This window comes from Mycolicibacterium sp. XJ870 (assembly GCF_053483975.1).
Genome location: NZ_JBEFTI010000008.1, coordinates 135478 through 159337 on the forward strand (window position 1 = coordinate 135478; position 23860 = coordinate 159337).

The following is a 23860-nucleotide window of genomic DNA, read 5'->3' on the forward strand; positions in this document are numbered from 1 at the left end:
CGTCATGTTCCCATCGCTGAACGCCCGGATCGAGGCCCACAACCCGTGGAACGCGTTGTGGGCCATGATGGTCGGCTTCTTCATGATCCTCGTCGACGCCACCATCGTTGCCGTCGCGAACCCGACGATCATGGCCGAGCTGGGCGCCGATTACGACGGCGTGATCTGGGTGACCAGTGCCTATCTGCTGGCGTACGCGGTCCCGCTGCTCGTCGCGGGCCGGCTCGGCGACATGTACGGGCCGAAGAATCTCTACCTCGCCGGACTTGCCGTCTTCACTGCGGCGTCGTTGTGGTGCGGGCTGGCCGGCAGCATCGAGACGCTGATCGCCGCCAGGGTGGTGCAGGGCATCGGCGCGGCGCTGCTGACACCGCAGACGTTGTCCACCATCACCCGCATTTTCCCGGCCGAGCGGCGCGGGGTCGCGATGAGTGTGTGGGGGGCCACCGCCGGGGTGGCGACGCTCGCCGGCCCGCTCGCAGGCGGCGTCCTGGTCGACGGACTGGGCTGGCAGTGGATCTTCTTCGTCAACGTTCCGATCGGAATCCTCGGCCTCGGCCTCGCGGTCTGGCTGGTGCCGGTTCTGCCCACCCAGCAGCACCGGTTCGACGTGCCCGGCGTCCTGCTCTCCGGCTTCGGCATGTTCCTCATCGTGTTCGCGCTGCAGGAGGGCCAGTCCCGGCATTGGGCGCCGTGGGTCTGGGGCACCGCAGCGCTGGGTGTCGGTGTGATGGCGGCCTTCGTCTTCTGGCAGGCGGTCAACACCCGCGAGCCGCTGATCCCACTCCGGATCTTCGCCGATCGCGACTTCAGCCTCGCCAACGTCGGCGTCGCGACCATCGGGTTCGCGGTGACGGCGATGATCCTGCCGTTGATGTTCTATGCGCAAACGGTGTGCGGGTTGTCCCCGATCCGGTCGGCTTTGCTGACCGCGCCGACGGCGATTGCCAGCGGGCTGCTGGCGCCGCTCGTCGGACGCATCGTCGACCGGGCCCATCCGATGCCGGTGATCGGTTTCGGGTTCTCCGCCATGGCGATCGGGCTGACGTGGCTGTCGATCGAAATGACCCCGACCACCCCGATCTGGCGGCTGCTCCTGCCGCAGCTGCTGATGGGCGTCGGCATGGCCTTCATCTGGTCACCGTTGGCGGCTACCGCGACCCGCAACCTGCCGCCGGATCTGGCGGGAGCCGGATCCGGGGTTTACAACACCACCCGTCAGATCGGCTCGGTGCTGGGCAGCGCGGGGATCGCGGCGTACATGACCTCACGGATCAGTGCCGAACTGCCGGGCTCGCCCGCTGCCGCTCCTGCCGGTGAGGGCGCGGCCGCTCCGCTGCCGGCATACCTCCACGAGCCGTTCGCGGCGGCGATGTCGCAGGCGATGTTGTTGCCGGCGTTCGTCGCCCTGTTCGGGGTGGTGGCCGCACTGTTCCTACTGGGCTTCGGCACCGGGTCGGTCCCGACGCAGCCGCCCGCCGAAGAGGAGTCCGAGGAACAGACCGAGGCGCTGCGTGTGGTCGGGCCGGACAACCGCTTCCTGCCGGAATACCCCGACGATGACGAATACGTCGAGTACATCCTCGCGCGGGATGAACCGGTGCCACACGTGAGCCGGCCGGCCGACGACGACAGTGTCACCGAGCCGCTGACCGCGGTGCCCGTCGAGGATCCGTGGCAGCAGATCCTCGCCCAGCTTTTGGAGGAACCGCCGTCGACATCATCGGTTGAGCCGATCGGCAGGCATTCGCGCTCCGGCGACGAGTAGTTTCTCCGCGCGAGGTGGCTAGCTGAACAGCACTGCCGGGTTGAGGTATCCCGCCGGGTCGAACGCGGCCTTGACCGTGCGCATCGCCGCGATGTCGGCCTCGGTGCGGGACATCGCCACGTAGTCGCGCTTGCGGGTGCCCACACCGTGCTCGGAACTGACGTTGCCGCCACAGTCCGCGATCAACGCCATCATCGCGGCGTAGAGCCCGCGTTCGGCGTCGGCGGAGCAGCGCAGCACGTTGAGATGCAGGTTCCCCTCGCCGATATGACCGAACAACACCGGGATGGCATCAGGCGCATGCTCGGCCACCAGCTCGGCGGCCGCCGTCGCGAAACCCTGGATGGCTGACAGGGGAAGGGAGACATCGAATTTCAGTGGCGGCCCGAACAGGCCGAGCACCTCGGCCACCGATTCCCGCACCTGCCACAACCGTTGCTGAGCATTGACGTCGACGCCGACCGCCGGCTCACCACACAGCTGGGCACCGTCGAGCGCGTCGGCGAGACGTTCGGTCTGGTCGGTGTCGCCGGCCAGTTCGATGAGCAGCTGCCAGGCGCCGTCGACCGGCGCCGGAACTCCCAGATGCTCGGCGGTCAGCGCGCCGGCTCTGGCATCGATCAGCTCCAGTGCGGCGATGCCGTCCAAATCTCGGAACAGCCGCCCGGTTTCGACGAGTGCGCCCAGCTCGGCGAAGCCGCAGACCGCGGTCACCCGGTGAGTCGGGGAGGGATGCAGCCGTAGATCCAGGCCGGTGATGACCCCGAGGGTGCCCTCGGCGCCGACGAACAGCGAGGCCAGGTCGTAGCCGGTGTTGTCCCGACGTACCCGGCTGTGCCGGTGCACGATCGACCCGTCGGGCAGCGCCACATCAAGGCCCAGCACCTGCTCGCCCATGTTGCCGTAGCGCACAGTGCGCAGGCCGCCGGCGTTGGTCGAGGCCATCCCGCCCACCGTGGCCGAATCACGCGCCGCCAGATCCACGCCGAACACCAGGCCCGCCGCCGTCGCGGCGCGCTGCACGGCCGCCAGCGTCACCCCGGCACCCACGCTGACCCGGCGCTCCACCACGTCGACGACACCCATCTCGGTCAGTCGCTCGGTCGAGAGCAGGACGTCGTCGTTCTCGGGCACCGTTCCGGCGACCAGCGAGGTCCGTCCGCCCTGCACCGTGACACATACCCCGGCCTCGCGGCAGGCCCGCAGCACCGCGGCCACCTCGTTACCGTCGCGGGGGCGAACCAGCACCGTGGCCCGACCGCGATAGCGCCCGGTGTGGTCGACCGAGCGGCCTGCCAGCACATCGGGATCGGTGCTGACATGGCCGGCGCCGACGATTGCCGCGAGCCGTTCGGTAAGCGTTTCCGTCACTCCGTCGGTGTATCACACGCCCGCAGGAATGCACCCAACTCCACCATGCCGGCCGGAGTGGCGGGCAGGTATTCGGTCAGCGTGGCCGACCGCACGATCACCGCTGCGTACTTGGCCCGGCTGACTGCGACATTGAGCCGATTCCTGTTGAGCAGGAACGAGATTCCGCGTGGCACGTCATCGATCGAGGACGCCACCATGGAAATGAAGACCACCGGCGCCTGCTGGCCCTGGAACTTGTCCACCGTTCCGGCCCGGACCTCGGTCAGCCCCGCGGCGTCCAGCCGCCGGCGCAGCGCCACCACCTGGGCGTTGTACGGCGTCACCACCAGAATGTGCTGTTGGGCCAGCGGTGTGGTGCCGTGCTCGTCGGTCCAGGCAGAACCGAGCAGGCGCTCGATCTCGCCGACGATCACCTTGGCCTCCTCGGGACTGTCGGTGGCGTTGCCGTCGTGATCGACGAGCAGCACTCGCACGCCCGGCGGCTGTCCTTCGAGACGGCGGGCCGAGGTCACCGCGTCGACCGAGCGCAACCGCCCGTCGTAGGACAGCCGTGACACCGCCGAGCACACCGCGGGGTGCATGCGGTACGAGCAGTCCAGGAAGTAGCCCAGCTCGGCGGGCAGGGTGTGCCGGCCGTCCACCAGCCAGCCCAGCGCCGAGGTGTCCACCGGTTCGGGGTGAGTGCCTGCGCTGACCTGCGGCAGCTGTTGCGGATCACCGAGGAGCAGCAAATTGGCGGCCGCCGCAGCCACCGCGATGGTGTTGGCCAGGCTGTACTGTCCGGCTTCCTCGACCACCAACAGGTCCAGACTGCCCGGCTCGACGCGCGCGGGATTGGCGAAATCCCACGCGGTCCCGCCGATTACGCACCCGTGGTGGTCCGACACGAACGCCGGGTAGTCCTTCTCGGCGAGCTCGGTCCAGCATGGGTTGTTCCCGTGCGGCTTCTTGGCGACCACCTCCGCGTCCACCCCGGCCGCCACCACATCGCGGAACAGGTTCTCCACCACCGCATGTGACTGCGCGACAACCCCGATACGCCACCGGTGATCCTTGACCAGCCTGGCGATCACCGCCGCCGATGTGAAGGTCTTACCGGTGCCCGGCGGCCCGTGCACCGCCAGATACGACGAGTCCAACTCCAGTAGTGCCGCGGTGATCTCCTCGACCCGGTCGCCGGTCTGGGGGAGCGGCGCTCCGCTGCGGGTGCGTGGTGGCCGACGCAGCAGGATGTCGATGACGGCGTTGTCCGGCAGCTGCGGCAGCCCCGCGGCGATCTGGTTGGCGGCCGCCTCGATCGACTCGCGCAGCGCGGTGGTGCGGATCGGCGGCCCCGGCGTCAACGCGAACGGAAACTGATCGAATGTCGTGCCGCCCTTGGGTTCCCGTTCGAGAATCAGCACCTCGGACGGCGCGGAAGGATCGTCGACCTCCAGCACCTGCACGGACCCGCAGCCGCGTCGCTCCGGATCTTCGCTGAGACCAATCGGCGCCGGAGGCTCGTAGAGCCCGTACATCTCCTTGTTCAGTTCGCCGGTCGCCAGTGCGCCCGTGAGCCGTACCCGTCTTTGAGGTTTACGGGCCCGTGGCGGAGTTTGCCAGTCGGTGTCGACGACGGCAGTGTCTGCGACGAAAACCCCTGAGCCGTCGGCCCATTCCTCGACCGGATGGTTCAACCGGTCGAAATGCCCCCACCAGAACGGCTTGTCCTCGCGGCGGTGGTACCCCCTGGCGGCCGCGATCATCGCCACGGCCTGCTGTTGCGGGCTGCGGTCGGTGTCACCGGCGAAGCGGCGCAGCGTGCGGGCCAACTGATCCTCGGGTTCCACGGGCGCATCGCGGCCGACCGCCTGTGCGCCCATCGGCGGAACACTGTTTTCGATGGCCCGGTTGATCAGCCAGTCCCGCAACTTGCGGGTGGATGTGCAGTCGTAGCGGTTGTAGTCCTCGATCTCTTTGAGGACGGTTGCCGCTTCGTCGTCGCACCCGTCGGCGCGCAGCGCACAGTACTGCGCGTACTGGTTGATGGACGCGGTGGCGGTGGTGACGTCGCCGCTGCGCAGCTGGGAACCCATGTACAGCGGCTCAAGGGATTTGAGGCTGTAGTTCTCGGTGCCGACGCGAATACTCTTGCGCACCAAGGGGTACAGGTCGACCAGCACGCCATTGCGCAGCAGGTCGTCGACGGCGTCCTCACCCTCGCCGTAACGCCCGGCCAGCCGCAGCAGCGCGGTCTTCTCGTAGGCGGCGTAGTGGTAGATGTGCATGTTCGGATATCGCCTGCGCCGCTTGCGCACCATGGCGAGGAAGTCGCGCAGCGCTTGGCGCTCCTCGGCGCGGTTGTGTGCCCACAGCGGGTGAAAATCGTTGTCGGCCCTGGATGTGCCGGTGCCGAGCACGCCGAACATGTATTCCAGGCCCCACTGCACGCCGTCGTCGGTCCACAGTGGGTCGCCCTCGAAATCGAAGAACAGGTCGCCCTTGTCGGGGTTCGGCAGCGCCATGAGTGGTTGCGCATCCACCACCTCGTAGGGCGGCTTGCCGTCGACCCGCGGCGCGATTTGCAACCGGGCCTGCGCGGTCAGTCCGGTCAGGATGCGTGGATGCAGCCCGTCGACCGGACCGTGGTGTGCGGTGAGGGCGGCCACCGTGGTGATGCCTGCATCGATCAACCGGGCCCGCTGGCTCACCCGCATACCCGCCACCAACAACAGGTCGTCGTGGCCGCGCACCTCGATGCTGCATTCGGGGCAGCGGAAGCATGCCCGCACGCCGGCGTCTTCCCAGCTGACCGGCTCGCCGGCGGCCAAGTGGTCATCCAGCAGCTGCTGCAGGGCCGCGCGGCGGGGCCGGTACACCGGAAGCAGTTCGTCGACCGGGTAGCTGGCGGTGGCACCGTCGCCCAGCACCAGCTCTACCTCGGCGGCCACCGGCACGCCCGCCGCGGCGAGCGTCTCGGTGTACGCAGCCAGCTGGAGCAGCGCCTCGACCTTCACCGACCGGGCCAGCTTGGTGTCCCGCAGCCGGTAGCGTTCACCGTCCTCAGAGTCCGACAACAGCAGGAAGTCGGCGAACCCGGCGAACCGGCCGTCGAACATCGCGGCCTGATAGATCACCGGCGCCCTGCGGTGCACCGCCGCCAGAGTCGCTTCGGCGGCCGCACTCAGGCCGGGCACCGTGTAGGCCGGCCGGCCGATCACTGTCACCTCGGCCTCGCCGCGCAGCTCGTCGAGATGACGCTGTTCATGATCACCGCCGAGTTCTGCGGTGCGCGCGAGCAATTCGTCTTCCGCCGAGACCGCCGGACCCCGGCCGAGCTGAGCGTCGAACGAGCGCAACAGGGCGTACTCGCAGCGGGCGGCCGCGGCGAGGTCCGACGCGCTGTAGATCACAACGTCGTCGTCGGTGACGAACACGTTGCCACTGTAGGTCAGCCCGCCGACATCCCCGCGGAACTGCCGACATCCCCCCGGAACAGCATTCCCGGTTGCTAACCCACGCTCTTAACGACCCCGAGTTCTGCCTCGCGTTGCGCCCGTGCCGCCCTCACCCGATCGAGAATGTCGCGGGGACGGTCCTCCTTGATCACCCGGATGTGCAGCCAGCCTCGGCGCTGAATCATGCGGAGTCGTTTGGCGTCCCAGGCGTACCGCAAGCGGTCGGTCTGGTGCATCTCGCCGTCGTACTCGAGGGCGATCATCACGTCCTCCCAGCCCATGTCGAGACGGGCGAACGGGTAGTCGTAGTCGTTGAGCACCGGTATCTGCGTTCTCGGGCGTGAATATCCGGCGTCGATCACCAGGAGGCGCAGCCAGGTTTCCTTCGGGGATTCGGCGCCGGCATCCATCAGCGCGAGAGCCTCGCGACAGCGTCGAACCCCGTGGGCCCCCTTGAAATCCTCGGTGAGTGGCGCGACGTGGTCCGCCGTCAGGCCGGTCGCCCTGGCGAGCGCATCGAGGTGCGCGACGGCTGTGCCGCGAGGTAGGAAACGGCCGAGGTCGAGCGCCGCTCGCTGGAGTGTCACGACCGCCATGCCGTTGATCTCGACGACGTCGTCGCACGTGAACCGGTCGTTGTGGGTGATGATGCCGCGCGGTGGTCGGTTGTTACGCCAGATCAGTTCGATCGGCGCGTCCTCGTCGACCCACTCGGCTCCGTGCAGTGCTGCAGCGGCCCGACCGGTGATGACGCCGCGTCGTTTCGACCACAGCCACGCGCCGACGGTGTTGCGGTACAGCGACGGCTCGGCGATACGCGGTTGGTAGACGTCAGGAAATATCGGCCGGTACGCCGATCGCAGGCGGCCTCTGGTCAGTTCGCCACGGGCCAGCGCTTCGCTGCCCACGAATATCGTTCCCATGCGCCGAGCCTGGGGCGGTGCCCCGACATCTGAGGGGCTCCGGCTCGGGGTTATCCCCAGCCCACAGCCCACAGCCCACAGCCCGCATTCCGCGAGAGTGACGAGAGGGTCGTTAAGAGCGTGGATTAACAACCGGGAATGCTGTTCCGCGGCGAAATGGGGTCAGAGGTTGCCCATCAACTCGACGCCGTTGCCGTTCCAGCGGAACTTCACGGTGCTCGCCAACCCGTGAAAGCCGCCGGAGTACTGCAACGCCACGGTGTCGCCGGTGGTCGCCGACTTGTCGATGCCGTTGAAGCCGTAGGTGTCGGGTACCCCGGTCGGGATGAACTTGCCCAGGTGGAACATCACGGCCCGAGTGTTGGGCTGCTCGGCGTTGGTGTTGGCCCGCACGATCACGACCGACAGCGGCGCGCATTCGTTGTAGTTCCCGGCCACCGGTTCGGGACTCCAGGCCTGGTTGCTGCGCGGATCACGGGGAAGCTCGGAGACCGCCCTGGCGATTTCCGGGGCGGCGAGGTTGACCGCGCACGGATCGGCCTGCGGGGCCGCAGACGTCGGCGCAGCCACGGTGGCGGTCGGGCTCGCGGTCGCGGCCGAGTTCGGCCTGGCGTCGGGTGTTTTGGAGACGGTGGAATCGCCCGATCCGCACCCGGCAAGCGTGACGAGAGCCGCCAAAATCGCAACGACCTGCTTCACAGTTGGGCAACCTACCGTGCTTCCTCCGGCCGGTCCGGCAGGCACGCGCGGGGGTGCCGCCATTGGTATTGCGGGTCCGCCTGCGATTTGGCACTAGACTTCCGTCACGATGACGTCGACAGAGCCGGGCCCGAGCCCGGATCCCAGCCCGGATCCGGGGGATACCAACCCCACCTTTGCTGACCTGCAGATTCACCCGTCGGTGCTGCAGGCAGTCGTCGATGTCGGCTACGAGTCGCCCTCGGCGATCCAGGCCGCCACGATTCCGGCGATGCTGGCCGGCTCCGATGTTGTGGGCCTGGCCCAGACCGGCACCGGCAAGACCGCGGCGTTCGCCATCCCGATCCTGTCCAAGATCGACGCCTCGAGTCGGGCGACTCAGGCCCTGGTGCTGGCGCCTACGCGCGAGTTGGCGCTGCAGGTGGCTGAGGCATTCGGGCGCTACGGTGCGCACCTGCCCGGCGTCAACGTCCTGCCGATCTACGGCGGCTCGTCCTACGGCCCGCAGCTGGCAGGCCTGCGGCGCGGGGCACAGGTGGTCGTCGGTACGCCGGGCCGGGTGATCGACCATCTGGAGAAGGGTCACCTGGATCTCTCGCACCTGGATTACCTTGTGCTCGACGAGGCCGACGAGATGCTGCAGATGGGCTTCGCCGAAGACGTCGAGCGCATCCTCGCCGACACCCCCGAGTACAAGCAGGTGGCCCTGTTCTCGGCGACCATGCCGCCGGCCATCCGCAAGATCACCAACAAATACCTGCACGACGCCGTCGAGGTCGCGGTCAAGGCGAAGACCGCCACGGCGGACAACATTTCGCAGCGGTTCATCCAGGTCGACGGCCGTCGCAAGATGGACGCGCTGACCCGGGTCCTTGAAGTCGAGCAGTTCGCGGCGATGATCATCTTCGTCCGCACCAAGCAGGCCACCGAAGAGGTCGCGGAGAAGTTGAAGGCCCGCGGTTTCGCAGCCGCCGCGATCAACGGTGACATCGCGCAGGCGCAGCGTGAGCGGACCATCGCAAATCTCAAGGACGGCAGTGTCGACATCCTGGTGGCCACCGACGTGGCGGCCCGTGGCCTGGACGTCGAGCGGATCAGCCACGTCGTCAACTACGACATTCCGCACGACCCCGAGTCCTACGTGCACCGCATCGGCCGCACGGGCAGGGCGGGCCGGTCGGGTACGGCGCTGCTGTTCGTCTCTCCGCGGGAACGTCATCTGCTGAAGTCGATCGAGCGGATCACCCGGCAGAAGCTGATCGAAGCTGAACTGCCCAGCGTCGACGACGTCAACGCGCAGCGGGTGGCGAAGTTCCGCGACTCGATCACCGACGCGCTCAACGCGCCGGGAATCGAGTTGTTCCGCAAGCTGATCGAGGACTACGAGCGCGACCACGACGTCCCGATGGCCGATATCGCCTCCGCGCTCGCGCTGGAGTCCCGTGACGGCGAGGCGTTCCTGATGACCGAGCCACCGCCCGAGCAGCGCCGGGAACGCGCCGACCGGTCGTCCCGTGATGACGGCTCCCCGCGCAAGCGTCACGAGAAGACGCGCAGCGATCTGGCGACCTACCGCATCGCGGTGGGCAAGCGGCACAAGGTCGCACCGGGGGCGATCGTCGGCGCGATCGCCAACGAGGGCGGTCTGCACCGCAGCGATTTCGGCCACATCTCCATCCGGGTCGACCACTCGCTGGTGGAGCTGCCCGCGAAGTTGCCCGGCAAGGTTTTCAAAGCCCTGGAGAACACCCGCATTCAGGGTGTGCTCATCAATCTGCAGCCCGACCGTCCGCAACGCCACGAGCGGTCGGAGTACCGCGACCGGCCTGCCGGGGAAGGTAAGCCCCGCAAGAAGGCGAAGTGACGCTGTCGAAAGGCGTCAGCACGGTACCGGCGCAGGGCGGTCTGGAATCTGTATCCGCACCTGAACGGGTGGCCGCGCTGACGGGTATCCGTGCGGTCGCCGCATTGCTCGTGGTGTTGACGCACGCGGCCTACACCACCGGCAAGTACCCGCAGGGCTATCTGGGGTTGGTGTATTCGCGCGCCGAGATCGGCGTCCCGATCTTCTTCGTGCTCAGTGGGTTTCTGTTGTTCCGGCCGTGGGTCAAGGCTGCGGCCCAGGCCGACGCCCCGTGGCCGTCGGTGCGCCGCTACGCCTGGCACCGGGTGCGACGGATCATGCCGGCCTACGCCGTCACCGTGCTGATCGCCTATCTCGTCTACCACTTCCGCATGGCGGGCCCCAACCCCGGCCACACGTGGGAGGGGTTGTTCCGCAACCTGACGCTGACGCAGATCTACACCGACAACTATTTGTTCTCCTACCTGCACCAGGGCCTCACCCAGATGTGGAGCCTGGCCGTGGAGGCCGCGTTCTACGTGGTGTTGCCCCTGCTGGCCTATCTGCTTCTCGTCGTGCTGTGTCGAAGGCGGTGGCAGCCATGGCTGCTGCTGGCCGGATTGGCTGTGACGGCCGCGGTGTCGCCGGTGTGGCTGGCCATCGTGCACGACTCCACCGGACTGCCCGACGGGGCCCGGTTGTGGTTGCCCACCTATCTGGCCTGGTTCGTCGCCGGAATGGCGCTGACGGTGCTGCAGCAGATGAAAGTGCGGGGCTATGCACTGGTGTGTCTGCCGTTGGCGTTGGTGAGCTACTTGATCGCCTCGACGCCGATCGCGGGCGAGCCGACCACCTCACCTGCAGAACTGAGCGAGGCACTGGCCAAAACCGCCTTCTACACGTTGATCGCCGGTCTGCTGGTGGCCCCGGCGGCACTCGAGGACCGCGGCTGGTACACCCGGTTCCTCGCCAGCCGGCCGATGGTGTTCCTCGGTGAGATCTCCTACGAGATCTTCCTGATCCACCTGCTGATCATGGAGTTGGTCATGGTGGAGGTGATGCGCACTCCGGTGTACACCGGCTCGATCGTCAACCTCTTCGTGCTCACCATGGTGTTCACTCTTCCGGCTGCCTGGCTCTTGCACCGGTTCACCCGCGTCCGGTCCTGAGGTAAAGTAAGGCTATCCTTACTGACCTGGAGGAAGGGTGGTCGAAATGGCGGAGCAGACGGCGTCGCGCGGGCTGCTGGAAGGTGCGCTCGTCAAACTGTGGCGCGGAGGCGACTACCAGTTGACTGTCACCGGTCGCACCCAGCTCACCTCGAACTACCTACGGCTCCATTTCACCGCCGAGCGCCTGCTCGCCGAGCAGCGCCTGCATCCGACGATGTGGGTGCGGGGCTGGTTCCCTCAAGACGGCAAGGCCCACCAGCGCGGCTACACCCTTGTCAACCCGGACCCGGAGGCCGGCACCGTCGACATCGACTTCGCCATGCACGACGGCGTCGCCACCCGCTGGGCGAGCGGGGCCGAGGCCGGTGACGTCTTGGAGGTGACGGTTCTCGGAAGCAGTTTCTCGCTGCCCGAGCCGCAGCCGGCCGGGTATGTCATCGTCGGCGACACCGCATCGCTGCCCGCCATCAATTCATTGCTCGACGCGATCGGGGATGCCCCGGCGCGGGTGTTCCTGGAGGCCGGCTACGACGACGATCGGGAGCTCCCCGTGGCCGGCGACGCCGACATCGTCTGGGTGGACCGCGACGAGCAGGCATTGGTGGAAGCGGTCAGCTCGTCGGCGTTCGACGCCGTCGACCACTTCGGCTGGGTGGCGTGCAACAACCGCACCACCCGCGCGGTGGCGCAAGTGTTCCGCGAAGAGTACAACATCCCTCGCAAATCCATTAAGGCTCAGGCGTATTGGGTGGCCTGACCCTCAAATTCGAACGGCGCAGCCCTCGCAGCGCATAGTCTGTGCCTCTAGGGGCTCGAGCAGACGGGCCCTTCGGTGAGCGGACATGCCCATGAATGCGCCAGTCAGTCATCCCGCGGACGCCATCCGCCGCGATATCCTGCCGATCCCGGACACCCAGCACGTCGGGTTGACCACCTATGACGCCAAGGACCCCGACACCACGTATCCGCCGATCACCATGCTGCGGCCGCCCCTGGGCGCGCCCAATGTGCTGATCGTCCTGATCGACGACGTCGGATTCGGAGCCAGCTCGGTGTTCGGCGGCCCCTGCAATACCCCGACGGCCGAGCGGCTCGCGGCAGGCGGCCTCAAGCTCAACCGTTTTCACACCACGGCCCTGTGCTCGCCGACGCGTCAGGCATTGCTGACCGGACGCAACCACCACTCGGTGGGAATGGGCGGCATCACCGAGCTCGCGACCTCAGCGCCCGGCTACAGCAGTGTGCGGCCCAAGGACAAGGCGCCGATCGCGGAGACGCTACGGCTGAACGGTTATTCGACGAGTCAGTTCGGCAAGTGCCACGAGGTTCCGGTGTGGGAGGTGTCGCCGGTCGGACCGTTCGGCCAGTGGCCGACGGGCTCGGGTTTCGAGCACTTCTACGGGTTCATCGGCGGCGAGGCCAACCAGTACTACCCCGGCCTATACGAGGGCACGAAGCCCGTCGAGCCGGAGAAGACGCCGGAGGAGGGTTACACCCTCACCGAGGATCTGGCGGACCGGGCGATCACCTGGGTGCGTCAACAGCAGGCGCTCACGCCGGACAAGCCGTTCTTCATGTACTTCGCGCCGGGCGCCACCCACGCTCCGCACCACGTGCCGAAGGAGTGGCCGGACAAGTACAAGGGCAAGTTCGACGCGGGTTGGGACGTGCTGCGCGAGCAGATGCTGCCCAAGCAGAAGGTGCTGGGCGTCGTTCCCGAGGACGCCGAGCTCACCGGGCGGCACGCAGAGATTCCCGCCTGGGACGACATGCCCGCTGAGCTCAAGCCGGTGTTGGCGCGGCAGATGGAGATCTACGCCGGGTTCCTGGAGCAGACCGATCACGAGGTCGGTCGGCTGGTCGATGCGATCGAAGACCTTGGGGCCCTGGACAACACGTTGATCTACTACATCCTGGGCGACAACGGTGCGTCGGCGGAAGGCACCCCGAACGGCTGCTTCAACGAGATGTGCACCCTCAACGGCCTCGCCGGTATCGAGACGCAGGAATTCCTGTTGTCCAAGATCGACGATTTCGGCACCCCTGACGCCTACAACCACTACGCGGTCGGCTGGGCGCATGCGTTGTGCGCGCCGTATCAGTGGACCAAGCAGGTGGCCTCCCACTGGGGCGGCACCCGCAACGGCACCGTCGTGCACTGGCCCAAAGGCATTGCGAACAAGGGGGAGACGCGCGATCAGTTCCACACCGTGATCGACGTCGCCCCGACGATTCTGGAGGCGGCCAACATTCCCGCGCCGATGGTGGTCAACAGCATCCAGCAGGCGCCGCTGGAAGGCGTCAGCATGTTGGCGACGCTGCGCGACGGCGACGCATCCGAGACCCATACGGTGCAGTACTTCGAGATGTTCGGCAACCGCGGCATTTATCACAAGGGCTGGACCGCGGTGACCAAGCACCGCACACCGTGGCTGAACGATCAGCCGGCACTCGACGACGATGTCTGGGAGCTCTACGGCCCGGACGACTGGACTCAGGCCCACGACCTCGCGGCCGAGAATCCCGCCAAACTCGCTGAACTGCAACGGCTCTGGCTGATCGAGGCGACCAAGTACAACGTGATACCGATCGACGACCGGTCGTTCGAGCGGTTCAACCCCGACATCGCGGGGCGTCCTCAGCTCATCAGGGGTGACACCCAGGTGCTGTTCTCGGGCATGCGGTTGCTGGAGAACTGCGTGCTCAACATCAAGAACAGATCGCATTCGGTCACGGCCAAGATCACGGTGCCCGAGGACGGCGCCGCCGGCGTCATCATCAGCCAGGGCGGCGGCGTGGGTGGCTGGTGCCTCTACGCCCACGAGGGCAGGCTCAAATATTGCTACAACTTCTTCGGCATCGAGTATTACTACACCACCGCCGACGAGCTCATCCCGGCGGGCGAGCACGAGGTGCGAATGGAGTTCGCTTACGACGGTGAAGGTTTGGGTAAGGGCGGCAATGTGACGCTGCTGTGCGACGGTAGGGCCGTCGGTAGCGGTCGCGTCGAACAGACTGAGCCCATGGCGTTCTCGGCTGACGAAGCGTGTGACGTCGGCTCCGACACCGGTTCGCCGACGTCACCCGACTACGGACCACACGGCAACAAGTTCACCGGCCGGATCGACCGGGTGACCATCGACATCGGTGCCGACAGCCATGACCACCTGGTGACTGCGGAGGACAAGCTCAACATCGCGATAACGAGGCAGTGACGCGCGGTCAAAGTTCAGTGGCGATCGGCGCCGGGGTCGACGCGATCTCATCAAGCACGCGGACATTGCGTGCGACGTCGCGGCTCTCCTCGGCGGCGATCTCCCTGACCGCCCGGTCGATCACCCCGACCAGTCCGGGCGGGTCGAACACCAGCTCGCACTGATGGGCGACCTGCCGGTCCCGAGCCCAAATGGTCAGTGGCCGTGCGAAACCCGGCTCCAACGCCAGCACGGTCGCGAAGCGCCACGCGCTGTCGCGCAGAGACCGCACGGCCTCGTTGATCGCGAAGATCTGATGCTGCTTGAGGACCGCATAGATATCGGCCAGTGCCGGTGACAGTTCGTTGATGTCCTCGACGACGCCGCTGATCTGGCTGGCGAGCACCGCGTTGATGGTGTTGAAGTCCCGTTGCACCGGCGACAGCCGGAAGCCGCCTGCGGTTTGCACCACCGCGATCCCGAGGTCCAGCACGATATGAGCGGTCACCCCGGCGAGCATGTGTTGCACCAGGATCGGCTCTGGACGCTCGGCCCATTTGAAGCTGACCCGCCAGGACCGGGTGGGCTCGGGGTACTGGCCGGGATGGAAGTGTCCGTTCAGCGCGTCGAAGTAGCGGGACGCGAATGCCGCGTCGAGCCGGTCCATACCTGGGCCGTCCTCGAAGTCGCCCGCCTCGATGGCCTTACCGACCGCGATGGTGATTCGCTTGTAGAGCGAGGCGAAATACCCCAGTCGGCTCGAGTTTCGGACGGCCCAGTCGGTGATCGTCTCGATGGCGGCGATCACTTCGTCGATCGTTGCGACGGGTGGTATCGGTGGGAGCGGCTGGCCGGCCATACCGGAAGTATGAGCCGGCCGGCCGCTGGCCACGCCGATTTCGGCTAGTCCGCCGGCAGGACCGCGAGCACCACCCGCGGGGCGACGAACTCCGCGAGCATCGCGCGTTCGTCGGCTTCGTCGCCGCCCGGGAAGACCAGTAACGACACCATCACCCGCACCAGCCACCGGGCCCGCCGGCCAACGGCGTCGTCTGCCTCGTCAGCGCGCACCTCGGCATCCAAAGACCGGACGAAACCCTCGACAAGTGCCCTGATCACCTCGGAATGCTCGGCCATCTCGCCGCCGATCGGTGGTTGCGCGGTGGCGAACCACGAGGACAACGCGGGGCTGTCGCGCACCGCGCGCAGGGCGGTGACGACGCCTTCGATCAATCGTTGCGTCGGATCGGTCAGCCCGGCAACCTGCTTGCTCACCTCGTGGTACAGCCTGCGCGCCTCGCGGTGCACGTAGGCCGTGTACAGGGCGTCGCGGTTCTCGAAGTACCGGTACAGCGTCGCTCGGGAACACCCTGCTGCAGAGGCGATTTCATGCATGCCGACGGTAGCCGCGTCCTGCCGGGTGAACAGCGCGTCGGCGGCGTCGAGGATGCGGTCGGCGGCGACCTCGGTACGACGGGCAGCCAACCAGTCGCGCGCCATCACCCCCCCGCCCGGAACGGGACGGACAGTGGCCGCCGCACGTAACTGCCGCCGGCCCACACCACGCCGTCCAGATCGACCTCGAATTCCGGGAAGCGCGAGAGCAATTCGGTCAGCGCCACGCGGGACTGCATGCGGGCCGCGGCAGCGCCGAGGCAGAAGTGCGCGCCGTGGCTGAACGTGAGGATGTTGCGTGGTTTGCGGCGGACGTCGAGTTCTGCTGCATCAGGGCCGAATTCGCGTTCATCACGATTGCCCGACCCGTACAGCAGCAGCGCCTTGCGGCCCGCCGGAATCGTGGTGTCCCCGATGGTGACGTCGCGGGTGGTGGTGCGGGCCAGGCCCTGCACCGGCGAGGTCAGCCGCAGGAACTCGTCGATGGCCTCGGTGATCAGCTCCGGGTCCTCCACGAGCAGGCGACGCTGATCGGGCCGCTGCTGCAGCAGTTGCACTGCGCCGCCCAGCAATCCGGTGGTGGTGTCGTTGCCGCCGGTGACCATGGTGAAGGTGAACGCCAGGATGGACAGCACCCCGGCGATGTCGCCGTCCTCGCCGACCCCGGCGGCCACCAGATGCGAGATCGTGTCGTCACCGGGCTCGCGGCGTCGGCGCTCGATCAGCTCGGAGAAGTACCCCATCATCGAGGCCACCGCCTCACCGGCGGTTCCCATCGCGGCGGTGATCCCGCCGCTGGCGGTGTTGGCGGCGACGATGGCGTCGGTCCAGCCGTCGAACTGGGCCCGGTCCTCCTCGGGCACTCCGAGATAGTGCGCAACGACCATCGACGGCAGCGGCTTGAACAGTTCGGCGACGATGTCGCCGCCGCCGGTCGAGCGCAACCCCTCGAGGCGCTCGACCACGAACTCCCGCACCTTCGGTTCGACAGCCTCCACCTGGCGCGGGGTGAAGCCGCGGGACACCAGCTTGCGGAACTGTGTATGCACGGGCGGGTCCTGCATGACGAACGGCGGATTGTCGGCCAGTCCGATCATCTCCAGCTCGCCGTAGGTGATCGTGAGGCCCTGGGCGGACGAGAAGGTCTCGTGGTCGCGGGCGGCGGCCCAGATGTCGGCGTGCCGGGACAGTACGTAGTAGTCGTGTTCCGGGTGTTCGGCGGGCACCACGTGGTGCACCGGGTCGTGGTCGCGTAGCGCGGCGTACATGGGCCACGGGTTGGGCCAGGTGTCGGCGTTGGCGGGTTCGAAGCGCACCGGAGTCTGCTGAGACAAATCAACTGTCATGTCTTATTGCTACGACACATGGTCGTGATGTGTCAATAGCCCATGCCGGGTCTTCGCGTCGTCGCATTAGGCTCGGGCGCGTGAGCTACCCGTACCCGCCGCAGTCGCCTGCCGAGACGCCGACGTGTTATCGGCATCCGGACCGGCAGACCTATGTCCGCTGCACACGCTGTGGCCGCTACATCTGCCCAGAGTGCATGCGGGCGGCCGCCGTCGGGCATCAGTGCGTGGAGTGTGTCAACGCGGGGGCCAAGTCGGTACCGGCCGCGCGCACCCAGTTCGGCGGAGTTCAGCGCTCGGGTGCGCCACTGCTCACCTACACGCTGATCGCTGTGAACGTGCTCATGTTCGTCCTGCAGATGGCGTCGAAAAACCTCGAAACCGAGCTGACGCTGTGGCCGCCGGGGATCGCTCTGCATGACGAGTACTACCGCCTGGTGACATCGGCGTTCCTGCACTACGGCGCGATGCATCTGCTGTTCAACATGTGGGCGCTGTACGTCGTGGGGCCGCCGCTGGAGAACTGGCTGGGCCGGCTGCGCTTCGGTGTGCTGTATGCGCTGAGTGCACTCGGCGGCTCGGTGCTGGTCTACCTGTTGTCGCCGTTGGACTCTGCGACGGCTGGTGCCTCAGGAGCGATCTTCGGCCTGTTCGGCGCCATCTTCGTGGTGGCCCGTCACCTCAACCTCGACGTCCGCGCGATCGGCGCCGTCGTCGTCATCAACCTGGTGTTCACGTTCGTCGGGCCCTTGCTCGGCACCGGCGCCATCAGCTGGCAGGGCCACCTCGGCGGGCTGATCACCGGCGCCGCGGTCGCCGCTGCCTTCGTCTACGCCCCGCGCCAGCGTCGTAACGCCGTTCAAGCCGGGGTGTCGGTGGCCTTCGCGCTGCTGTTCGTCGCGCTGATCGCTTGGCGCACCAACGATCTGCTGGCGTCGGTCGGGCTTGCTTAGATCGCGGCACCCGGGTTGAGGATGTTGTCCGGGTCCAGCGCCCGCTTGATCCGCTGGTTGAGGGCCATGGCGTCCGGGCCGATCTGACCGGCCAGCCACGGTTGCTTCAACCGGCCCACGCCATGTTCGCCGGTGATGGTGCCGCCCAACCCGACGGCGAGGTCCATGATCTCGCCGAAGGCCAGCTGGGCGCGGCCGGCCATGTCGGCATCGGTGGGGTCGAACACGATCAGCGGGTGGGTGTTGCCGTCGCCGGCATGCGCGATCACCGAGATCAGCAGGTCGCGCTGCGCGGCGATCTTGGCGACCCCGCCGACCAGGTCGGCCAGTGCGGGCAGCGGCACTCCGACGTCCTCCAGTAGCAACGACCCCTTGGCCTCCACGGCGGGGATGGCGAACCGCCTGGCCGCCACGAACGCCTCGCCCTCCTCTGGGTCGGACGTCGAAAACACTTCGGTGGCACCGCATTCGGTGAAAACCTCAGCCATGAAAGTGGCATCGTCCGCACCTGCGGCGCCCCGGTCGTCGGAGGCGGCCACCATCATCGCCGCCGCGCTGCGGTCCAGCCCCATCTTCAGCTTGTCCTCGACCGCGTTGATCGCCACAGAGTCCATGAACTCCAGCATCGACGGCCGGATCTTCCCGGTGATCTTCACGACTGCGCTCGCGGCCGCCTCGACCGAATCGAAGCTGGCCACCACGGTGCACGCCGGATGTTGGGGCGGCAACAGCCGCAACGTCGCCTCGGTGACGATGCCGAGAGTGCCCTCGCTGCCGACGAAAAGCTTGGTCAAGCTCAGGCCGGCGACGTCCTTGAGGCGCGGCCCGCCGAGGCGCACCGCGGTGCCGTCGGCCAGCACGACCTGCAGGCCCAGCACGTAGTCGGTGGTCACGCCGTATTTGACGCAGCACAGCCCGCCGGCGTTGGTGGCGATGTTGCCGCCGATGCTGCAGATCTCGAACGACGACGGATCGGGCGGGTACCAGAGACCGTGGGCGGCGACGGCTTTCTTCACCTCGGCGTTGAGCAGGCCGGGCTGTACGACGGCCGTGCGGGTGACGGTGTCCACGGTGATGTCGCGCATCTTCTCGGTGGACAACACGATGCCACCGTCAAGCGCCGTCGCGCCGCCCGACAAACCGGTGCCGGCACCGCGCGGCACCACTGCGATCTTGTGCTCGCCGGCCCACCGAAGCACCGTCTGCACTTCTTCGGTGCGGTGCGGACGGACCACGGCCAGCGGCGTACCCGCGGCCGGGTCGGCTGCCCGGTCCTGTCGGTAGGAGGCCAGGATGTCGGGATCGGTGACCACGACTCCGTCAGGAAGTTCGGCGATCAGCCCGGTCAACGCATCGTTGTGCACTCCTTCGATGCTACGAGGAGAACACTCGGGTAACGAAACCTGTCTAATATCACTGGCCTATGCCATTACCGCCGCACCGCGCCTTCAGCACACAAGGCATGGCCACCATCGACGAGGTCTCCGACGCGCTGCGACCGAAGTACACGGTTGTTGCCGAGCCCGAACGGGCTGTCTCACGCACCTGGATCGACACATTCGATTGGCGGTTACACGACGCCGGGATCTCGCTGCGATTCGTCGATGATCGCCCGCTGACCGCGCAACTACCCGACGGGACGCAGTTGCAGTGCCCGGTGACGCCGAAGTGGCCGGCGATGGCCGAGGATCTGCCGCCCGGCCCACTGCACGCCGCCCTCGCCCCGATCATCGAGCCGAGGGCACTGCTGCCGGTCGTAGCCGTCGAGGGCACCGTGCAGGAATGCCGGGTGCTCAACACCGACGAGAAGACGGTTGCCCGGCTGCTGATCGAACACAGCAACAACGGGGTGGGCTGGCTGCAGGTGCAGCCGCTGCGCGGATACGACGCCGAGGCCGATCGCATCACGCGCGGGCTTGCCGCAGTCGACGGATTCACCCCGGCAGTGACGACCTCGTACGACGAGGCGCTGGCCCATGCCGAGCGCAAACCCCGCGGCCCCGCCGAGACCATCACTGCAGATACCCCCGCGTCGGTGGCGATGGCGCTGGTGTTGCAGCGATTCGCCGCCGCGATCGATGACAACGTGGACGGCACGATCTCCGCGATCGACACCGAGTTCCTGCACGACCTGCGGGTGGCGGTGCGGCGCACCCGGTCGATTCTCAAGCTGGTGGGTGATGTACTGCCCGACGATCTGGCGGCACGGTTCACCCCCGAGTTCAAATGGCTGGGCGATCTCACTACGCCGGTGCGGGATCTCGACGTTTACCTGCTCGGTTTCGACGCGATGGCAGCCGGCTTGACGTCCGCTGACCCGAAAGATCTCGCGCCGTTCCAGTCGTTCCTGCGCAAGCACCGCACAGCCGAACGTCGGATCCTGTTGCGCGGTCTGAGGTCTCGACGTTTCGAGCAGCTGATGCAGGAGTGGCAGAGCGAGCTCATCCGAGTGGCGGCGACCGGCGGCGGTCCGTCAGTCGACGCCCTGGCCCGCCAACGGGTGGGGAAGACGTTCAGCCGAGTCGCCAAGCGGGGCGCGGGGCTCGCCGCGGACTCGCCAAGCGCCGACGTGCACTCACTGCGCAAGCGGTGCAAGGAATTACGCTATCTGCTTGAGGTGTTCCGGCCGCTGCACGCCGAGGAGCCGCATCGCCGATTGGTGAAGGAGCTCAAGGCGTTACAGGACACGCTCGGGGATTTCCAGGACGGTGAGGTGCAGCGCGAAGCGGTCCGCGAATTCGCCGCAGTGATGATGAACGAGGGCACTGCGCCACCGGCAACCATGTTGGCGATGGGGGAGTTGGCCGCCCAACTCGACGCTCATCAATTGCGCGCCCGGTCGGAGCTGGTGGGCCGGCTGAAACCAGTCCTGGCAGAAGAGAATCGGGCCCGAGTGAAAGGGCTGATACGCCGGTGAAGATCTATGCGACGTACAACATCAAGGGGGGCGTCGGTAAGACCTCGGCCGCGGTCAACCTCGCGCATCTGTCCGCGCTGCAAGCTAACCGGACCTTGCTGTGGGACCTCGACCCCCAAGGGGCGGCGACGTACCTCTTCCGCGTCCGGCCGAAGGTCAAGGGCGGCAGCAAGGCGTTGGTGCGGGGCCGGACCACCCTCGACGACGCCATCAAGGCAACCGATTTCGATCTGCTCGACCTCGTGCCCGCCGATTTCACTTATCGCAACATGGATGTCCAGCTGGACGGCGCCAAACGGCCGACCCGCCGGATCCGGCAGCTGCTTCAACCTCTTGCCGACGAGTACGACGTCGTGTTTCTCGACTGCCCGCCCAGCATTTCGCTGGTCTCCGAGAATGTGCTGCACGCGGTGGATACCCTGCTGGTACCGATGATCCCGGCGACGCTGTCGGTGCGTACATTCGACCAATTGGTGAGCTTCGTAGGGGATTTCGACGGCAGACAGCCGACCGTCAAAGCGTTCTTCTCGATGGTGGACCGGCGTAAGAGGCTACACCGCGAGATGGTGGAACACCTTTCCCAGGAGCGGCCGGGGATTCTCGGCACGGACATCCCGGCGCTGTCGATCATCGAGCAGATGGCCGAAAAGCGAGCGCCGGTAACGGCTTTCGCACCCACTAGCCCGGCAGCCCGGCAGTACCAGGCGCTCTGGGGCGAGATCACCTGACCGGCCGGTCGAGTTCCCGCAGCGCCGGCAACCCGATCGCGACCACGCCGAGCACCAGCATGGGCAGCGCCAACGCCAGGAATGTCGCGTGCAGTCCGGCGGTGTCGGCCAGCGGTCCGGCCAGGATCAGGCCGAGCGGTCCGGCGGCGTAGGCCAGTGAGCCCATCACGCCGACCACCCGGCCCCGCAGGTGTTGCGGGGCCTTGGTCTGCATCACGTAGTTGTAGATCGGCGCGATCGGTCCGTACACAAATCCGACGACGGCGCACAGCGCCAGGATGAACGGCAGCGGCGGCAGGAACGCGATCACCGTCATCGCCACGCCGAGCGTCAGTACCGCTGTCAGCATGGTGGCGCGGCGGCTGACGTACTTCGACAGCACGGCGTAACCGAGCGCGCCCAGTAAGCCGCCGATGCTCAGCGCCATCAGCACCCAGCCCAGCTCGGTCGGCTCGTTGCGGTCCGCGAAGTACTTCGGGAACAACACGCTCTCCATGGGCATGTACAGGCCGGTGGCGACCAAGTCGACGACCGCCAGCGTGCGCAGTACCGGGGTGCGCCAGACGAACTGCAACCCTTCGACGATGCCGGACCACACCCCTTCCGGCAGTGCGGTCCGGTCGGGTTTCCCCGCACCCTCGAGCCGCAGCACCGATGTGGCCGCGATCGAGCACCCGAACGCAGCCGCGGTCACCCACATGGTGTTGATTCCGCCGAGCGTCGCGATGAGCAGGCCGCCGATCCCGGGCCCGACGATGTAGGCCAGGTTGAACACGGCCTCGTACACGCTGTTGGCGCGGTCCAGCGTCCAACCCGCCCGGCCCGCCGCCTCGGGAAGCATGGTCTCGCGGGCCGTCATGCCCGCCGGGTCGAAGAACGCGCCGAAGGCGGCCAACACCGCCAGCACCGCGACATTGATCGCGTCCACCCCGAAAGCCAGGGCCAGCACCGGAACAGCCGAAACCGACAGCGCCGAGAGCCCATCCGAGATCATCGACACCCGGCGCCGGCCCAGATAGTCGACCGCCGCACCGGCGATCACCGTGGCGACCAGCAACGGCAGCGTCCCGGCCATCGCGACGATCGACGCGTCGACCGCAGATCCGTTGCGCTGCAATACCAGCCACGGAAACGCGACGATCGAGATACCGTTACCCGCGCCGGCCATCAATGCGGCGAACAGGATCAACAGCAGTGGGCCGCGCCTGGTATTGGTCATGGGCTATCCCGGCCGAATCTAACAGCGCGTCCGTGGGTGCTGCGACGGAATTTCCGGCACAGTGGATCGGATGCCTCAACTGCGCCATCCAAGCACCGGCGACCTGTTCGAGTCTCCGGTGCCTCCCGGCACGGGCTGGCCGGGAGATCCGGCGACCGCCCAGACCCCTGCGGCCCGGACCGCGGCACAGGTGCGCCGCCTGGCCGCCACGGCGGGTTCGGTCGACGAACTCGACGCGCTGGTCTCGGTGTGCCGCGCATGTCCGCGGCTGGTGGCCTGGCGCGAAGAGGTCGCGGTGGCCAAGCGCAAATCGTTCGCCGATCAGCCGTACTGGGGCAGGCCCGCGCCCGGATTCGGAACTGGGGCTCCCCGCATCATGATCGTTGGTCTGGCGCCCGCCGCGCAGGGCGCCAACCGCACCGGGCGGGTGTTCACCGGCGACCGGTCGGGGGATTTCCTGTTCGCCGCGCTGCACCGGGCCGGCCTGGCCAACCAGGCGTTATGCGTCGATGCTGCGGACGGGATGCAGTTGTTCGACACCCGGATGGCCGCCGCGGTGCGCTGCGCGCCGCCGGGGAATGCGCCGACGCCGGCAGAGCGCGCCACCTGCGCCCCGTGGCTGCAGGCCGAATGGCGGCTCGTGCGCCCGACCGTGCGGGTGGTCGTCGCGCTCGGCGGTTTCGCCTGGCGAGCGGCGCTGGAGTTGATCGGCGCTCCCAAACCGGCGCCCAAGTTCGGCCACGGGGTGATTGCCCCGCTCGACGGGGTCACGCTACTCGGCTGCTATCACCCCAGCCAACAGAACACCTTCACCGGACGGCTCACCACGGCGATGCTCGACGAGATCTTCGCCACCGCCAAGTCGCTCGGGAACGAACTCGGCGGGAAATGA

General features: G+C 67.4%; 18 protein-coding genes. 9 read left to right on the forward strand and 9 right to left on the reverse strand.

What is annotated here, in order from left to right:
• Positions 1–4 precede the first annotated feature (4 nt).
• The gene (locus ABQF30_RS24260; RefSeq protein WP_448468592.1) at positions 5–1768 is read left to right on the forward strand and encodes an MFS transporter; all 1764 of its coding nucleotides are present in this window, start codon (positions 5–7) and stop codon (positions 1766–1768) included.
• 18 nt (positions 1769–1786) lie between these two features.
• Here the strand turns inward: ABQF30_RS24260 and ABQF30_RS24265 are convergent, their stop codons facing one another.
• From ABQF30_RS24265 to ABQF30_RS24280, 4 genes are all read right to left on the reverse strand, one after another.
• Entirely contained in the window at positions 1787–3139 is a 1353-nt protein-coding gene (locus ABQF30_RS24265; protein ID WP_448468594.1) for an FAD-binding oxidoreductase, read from the reverse strand.
• Positions 3136–6558, reverse strand: coding sequence for a TM0106 family RecB-like putative nuclease (locus ABQF30_RS24270; RefSeq protein ID WP_448468596.1), 3423 nt, complete (start codon positions 6556–6558; stop codon positions 3136–3138). The genes ABQF30_RS24265 and ABQF30_RS24270 overlap by 4 nt, the downstream gene beginning before the upstream one ends.
• A gap of 74 nt (positions 6559–6632) precedes the next feature.
• Positions 6633–7502: a putative endonuclease domain-containing protein gene (locus tag ABQF30_RS24275; RefSeq protein WP_448468598.1), complete on the reverse strand. Its 870-nt coding sequence runs from the start codon at positions 7500–7502 to the stop codon at positions 6633–6635.
• A 162-nt stretch (positions 7503–7664) separates the two neighbouring features.
• Positions 7665–8264: an LppP/LprE family lipoprotein gene (locus tag ABQF30_RS24280; RefSeq protein ID WP_448468600.1), complete on the reverse strand. Its 600-nt coding sequence runs from the start codon at positions 8262–8264 to the stop codon at positions 7665–7667.
• 46 nt (positions 8265–8310) lie between these two features.
• Between ABQF30_RS24280 and ABQF30_RS24285 the strand changes: the two genes are divergently transcribed.
• The 4 genes from ABQF30_RS24285 (at position 8311) to ABQF30_RS24300 (ending at position 14431) form a co-directional block, all read left to right on the forward strand.
• Positions 8311–10065, forward strand: a complete 1755-nt coding sequence (locus tag ABQF30_RS24285; RefSeq protein ID WP_448468602.1) for a DEAD/DEAH box helicase — start codon at positions 8311–8313, stop codon at positions 10063–10065.
• On the forward strand, positions 10062–11213 hold the full coding sequence (locus tag ABQF30_RS24290) for an acyltransferase family protein (RefSeq protein ID WP_448468603.1): 1152 nt from the start codon (positions 10062–10064) through the stop codon (positions 11211–11213). The genes ABQF30_RS24285 and ABQF30_RS24290 overlap by 4 nt, the downstream gene beginning before the upstream one ends.
• A 46-nt stretch (positions 11214–11259) precedes the next feature.
• Positions 11260–11973, forward strand: coding sequence for a siderophore-interacting protein (locus tag ABQF30_RS24295; RefSeq protein WP_448468605.1), 714 nt, complete (start codon positions 11260–11262; stop codon positions 11971–11973).
• A gap of 91 nt (positions 11974–12064) precedes the next feature.
• Positions 12065–14431 (forward strand): arylsulfatase, encoded by a 2367-nt coding sequence (locus tag ABQF30_RS24300; protein ID WP_448468607.1) that lies wholly within the window; start codon positions 12065–12067, stop codon positions 14429–14431.
• A gap of 7 nt (positions 14432–14438) precedes the next feature.
• Here ABQF30_RS24300 and ABQF30_RS24305 read toward each other — a convergent pair whose 3' ends face one another.
• Genes ABQF30_RS24305 through ABQF30_RS24315 form a run of 3 tightly spaced genes read right to left on the reverse strand, consistent with a single transcriptional unit; the run spans position 14439 to position 17151 of the window.
• Entirely contained in the window at positions 14439–15269 is an 831-nt protein-coding gene (locus tag ABQF30_RS24305; protein ID WP_448468609.1) for a DUF5995 family protein, read from the reverse strand.
• Between the two features lie 44 nt (positions 15270–15313).
• The gene (locus ABQF30_RS24310) at positions 15314–15910 is read right to left on the reverse strand and encodes a TetR/AcrR family transcriptional regulator (RefSeq protein WP_448468611.1); all 597 of its coding nucleotides are present in this window, start codon (positions 15908–15910) and stop codon (positions 15314–15316) included.
• Positions 15910–17151 (reverse strand): cytochrome P450, encoded by a 1242-nt coding sequence (locus ABQF30_RS24315; protein ID WP_448468613.1) that lies wholly within the window; start codon positions 17149–17151, stop codon positions 15910–15912. The genes ABQF30_RS24310 and ABQF30_RS24315 overlap by 1 nt, the downstream gene beginning before the upstream one ends.
• A gap of 80 nt (positions 17152–17231) precedes the next feature.
• Between ABQF30_RS24315 and ABQF30_RS24320 the strand changes: the two genes are divergently transcribed.
• The gene (locus ABQF30_RS24320) at positions 17232–18104 is read left to right on the forward strand and encodes a rhomboid family intramembrane serine protease (protein WP_448468615.1); all 873 of its coding nucleotides are present in this window, start codon (positions 17232–17234) and stop codon (positions 18102–18104) included.
• Here ABQF30_RS24320 and ABQF30_RS24325 read toward each other — a convergent pair.
• Entirely contained in the window at positions 18101–19468 is a 1368-nt protein-coding gene (locus ABQF30_RS24325; RefSeq protein ID WP_448468617.1) for an FAD-binding oxidoreductase, read from the reverse strand. The two genes, ABQF30_RS24320 and ABQF30_RS24325, sit on opposite strands and share 4 nt — an antisense overlap.
• A gap of 59 nt (positions 19469–19527) precedes the next feature.
• On the opposite strand from ABQF30_RS24325, the gene ABQF30_RS24330 reads away from it, so the two are divergent.
• Entirely contained in the window at positions 19528–21021 is a 1494-nt protein-coding gene (locus ABQF30_RS24330; protein ID WP_448468619.1) for a CHAD domain-containing protein, read from the forward strand.
• Complete coding sequence (locus tag ABQF30_RS24335; RefSeq protein WP_448468621.1) at positions 21018–21749, forward strand: ParA family protein; 732 nt, start codon at positions 21018–21020, stop codon at positions 21747–21749. The genes ABQF30_RS24330 and ABQF30_RS24335 overlap by 4 nt, the downstream gene beginning before the upstream one ends.
• Here ABQF30_RS24335 and ABQF30_RS24340 read toward each other — a convergent pair.
• Positions 21742–22968 carry a multidrug efflux MFS transporter Tap gene (locus tag ABQF30_RS24340; protein ID WP_448468623.1) on the reverse strand — a complete coding sequence of 409 codons (1227 nt, stop codon included), beginning with the start codon at positions 22966–22968 and terminating at the stop codon, positions 21742–21744. The genes ABQF30_RS24335 and ABQF30_RS24340 overlap by 8 nt on opposite strands.
• Before the next feature lie 70 nt (positions 22969–23038).
• On the opposite strand from ABQF30_RS24340, the gene ABQF30_RS24345 reads away from it, so the two are divergent.
• Positions 23039–23860 (forward strand): uracil-DNA glycosylase, encoded by an 822-nt coding sequence (locus ABQF30_RS24345; protein WP_448468625.1) that lies wholly within the window; start codon positions 23039–23041, stop codon positions 23858–23860.

Bases quoted from the DNA above. Each gene is read 5' to 3' on its own strand.
- ABQF30_RS24260 (WP_448468592.1), top strand. From the start codon at position 5: ATGTTCCCATCGCTGAACGCCCGGATCGAGGCCCACAACCCGTGGAAC.
- ABQF30_RS24275 (WP_448468598.1), bottom strand. From the start codon at position 7,502: ATGGGAACGATATTCGTGGGCAGCGAAGCGCTGGCCCGTGGCGAACTG.
- ABQF30_RS24280 (WP_448468600.1), bottom strand. From the start codon at position 8,264: ATGGCGGCACCCCCGCGCGTGCCTGCCGGACCGGCCGGAGGAAGCACG.
- ABQF30_RS24285 (WP_448468602.1), top strand. From the start codon at position 8,311: ATGACGTCGACAGAGCCGGGCCCGAGCCCGGATCCCAGCCCGGATCCG.
- ABQF30_RS24295 (WP_448468605.1), top strand. From the start codon at position 11,260: ATGGCGGAGCAGACGGCGTCGCGCGGGCTGCTGGAAGGTGCGCTCGTC.
- ABQF30_RS24300 (WP_448468607.1), top strand. From the start codon at position 12,065: ATGAATGCGCCAGTCAGTCATCCCGCGGACGCCATCCGCCGCGATATC.
- ABQF30_RS24305 (WP_448468609.1), bottom strand. From the start codon at position 15,269: ATGGCCGGCCAGCCGCTCCCACCGATACCACCCGTCGCAACGATCGAC.
- ABQF30_RS24310 (WP_448468611.1), bottom strand. From the start codon at position 15,910: ATGGCGCGCGACTGGTTGGCTGCCCGTCGTACCGAGGTCGCCGCCGAC.
- ABQF30_RS24315 (WP_448468613.1), bottom strand. From the start codon at position 17,151: ATGACAGTTGATTTGTCTCAGCAGACTCCGGTGCGCTTCGAACCCGCC.
- ABQF30_RS24330 (WP_448468619.1), top strand. From the start codon at position 19,528: ATGCCATTACCGCCGCACCGCGCCTTCAGCACACAAGGCATGGCCACC.
- ABQF30_RS24340 (WP_448468623.1), bottom strand. From the start codon at position 22,968: ATGACCAATACCAGGCGCGGCCCACTGCTGTTGATCCTGTTCGCCGCA.
- ABQF30_RS24345 (WP_448468625.1), top strand. From the start codon at position 23,039: ATGCCTCAACTGCGCCATCCAAGCACCGGCGACCTGTTCGAGTCTCCG.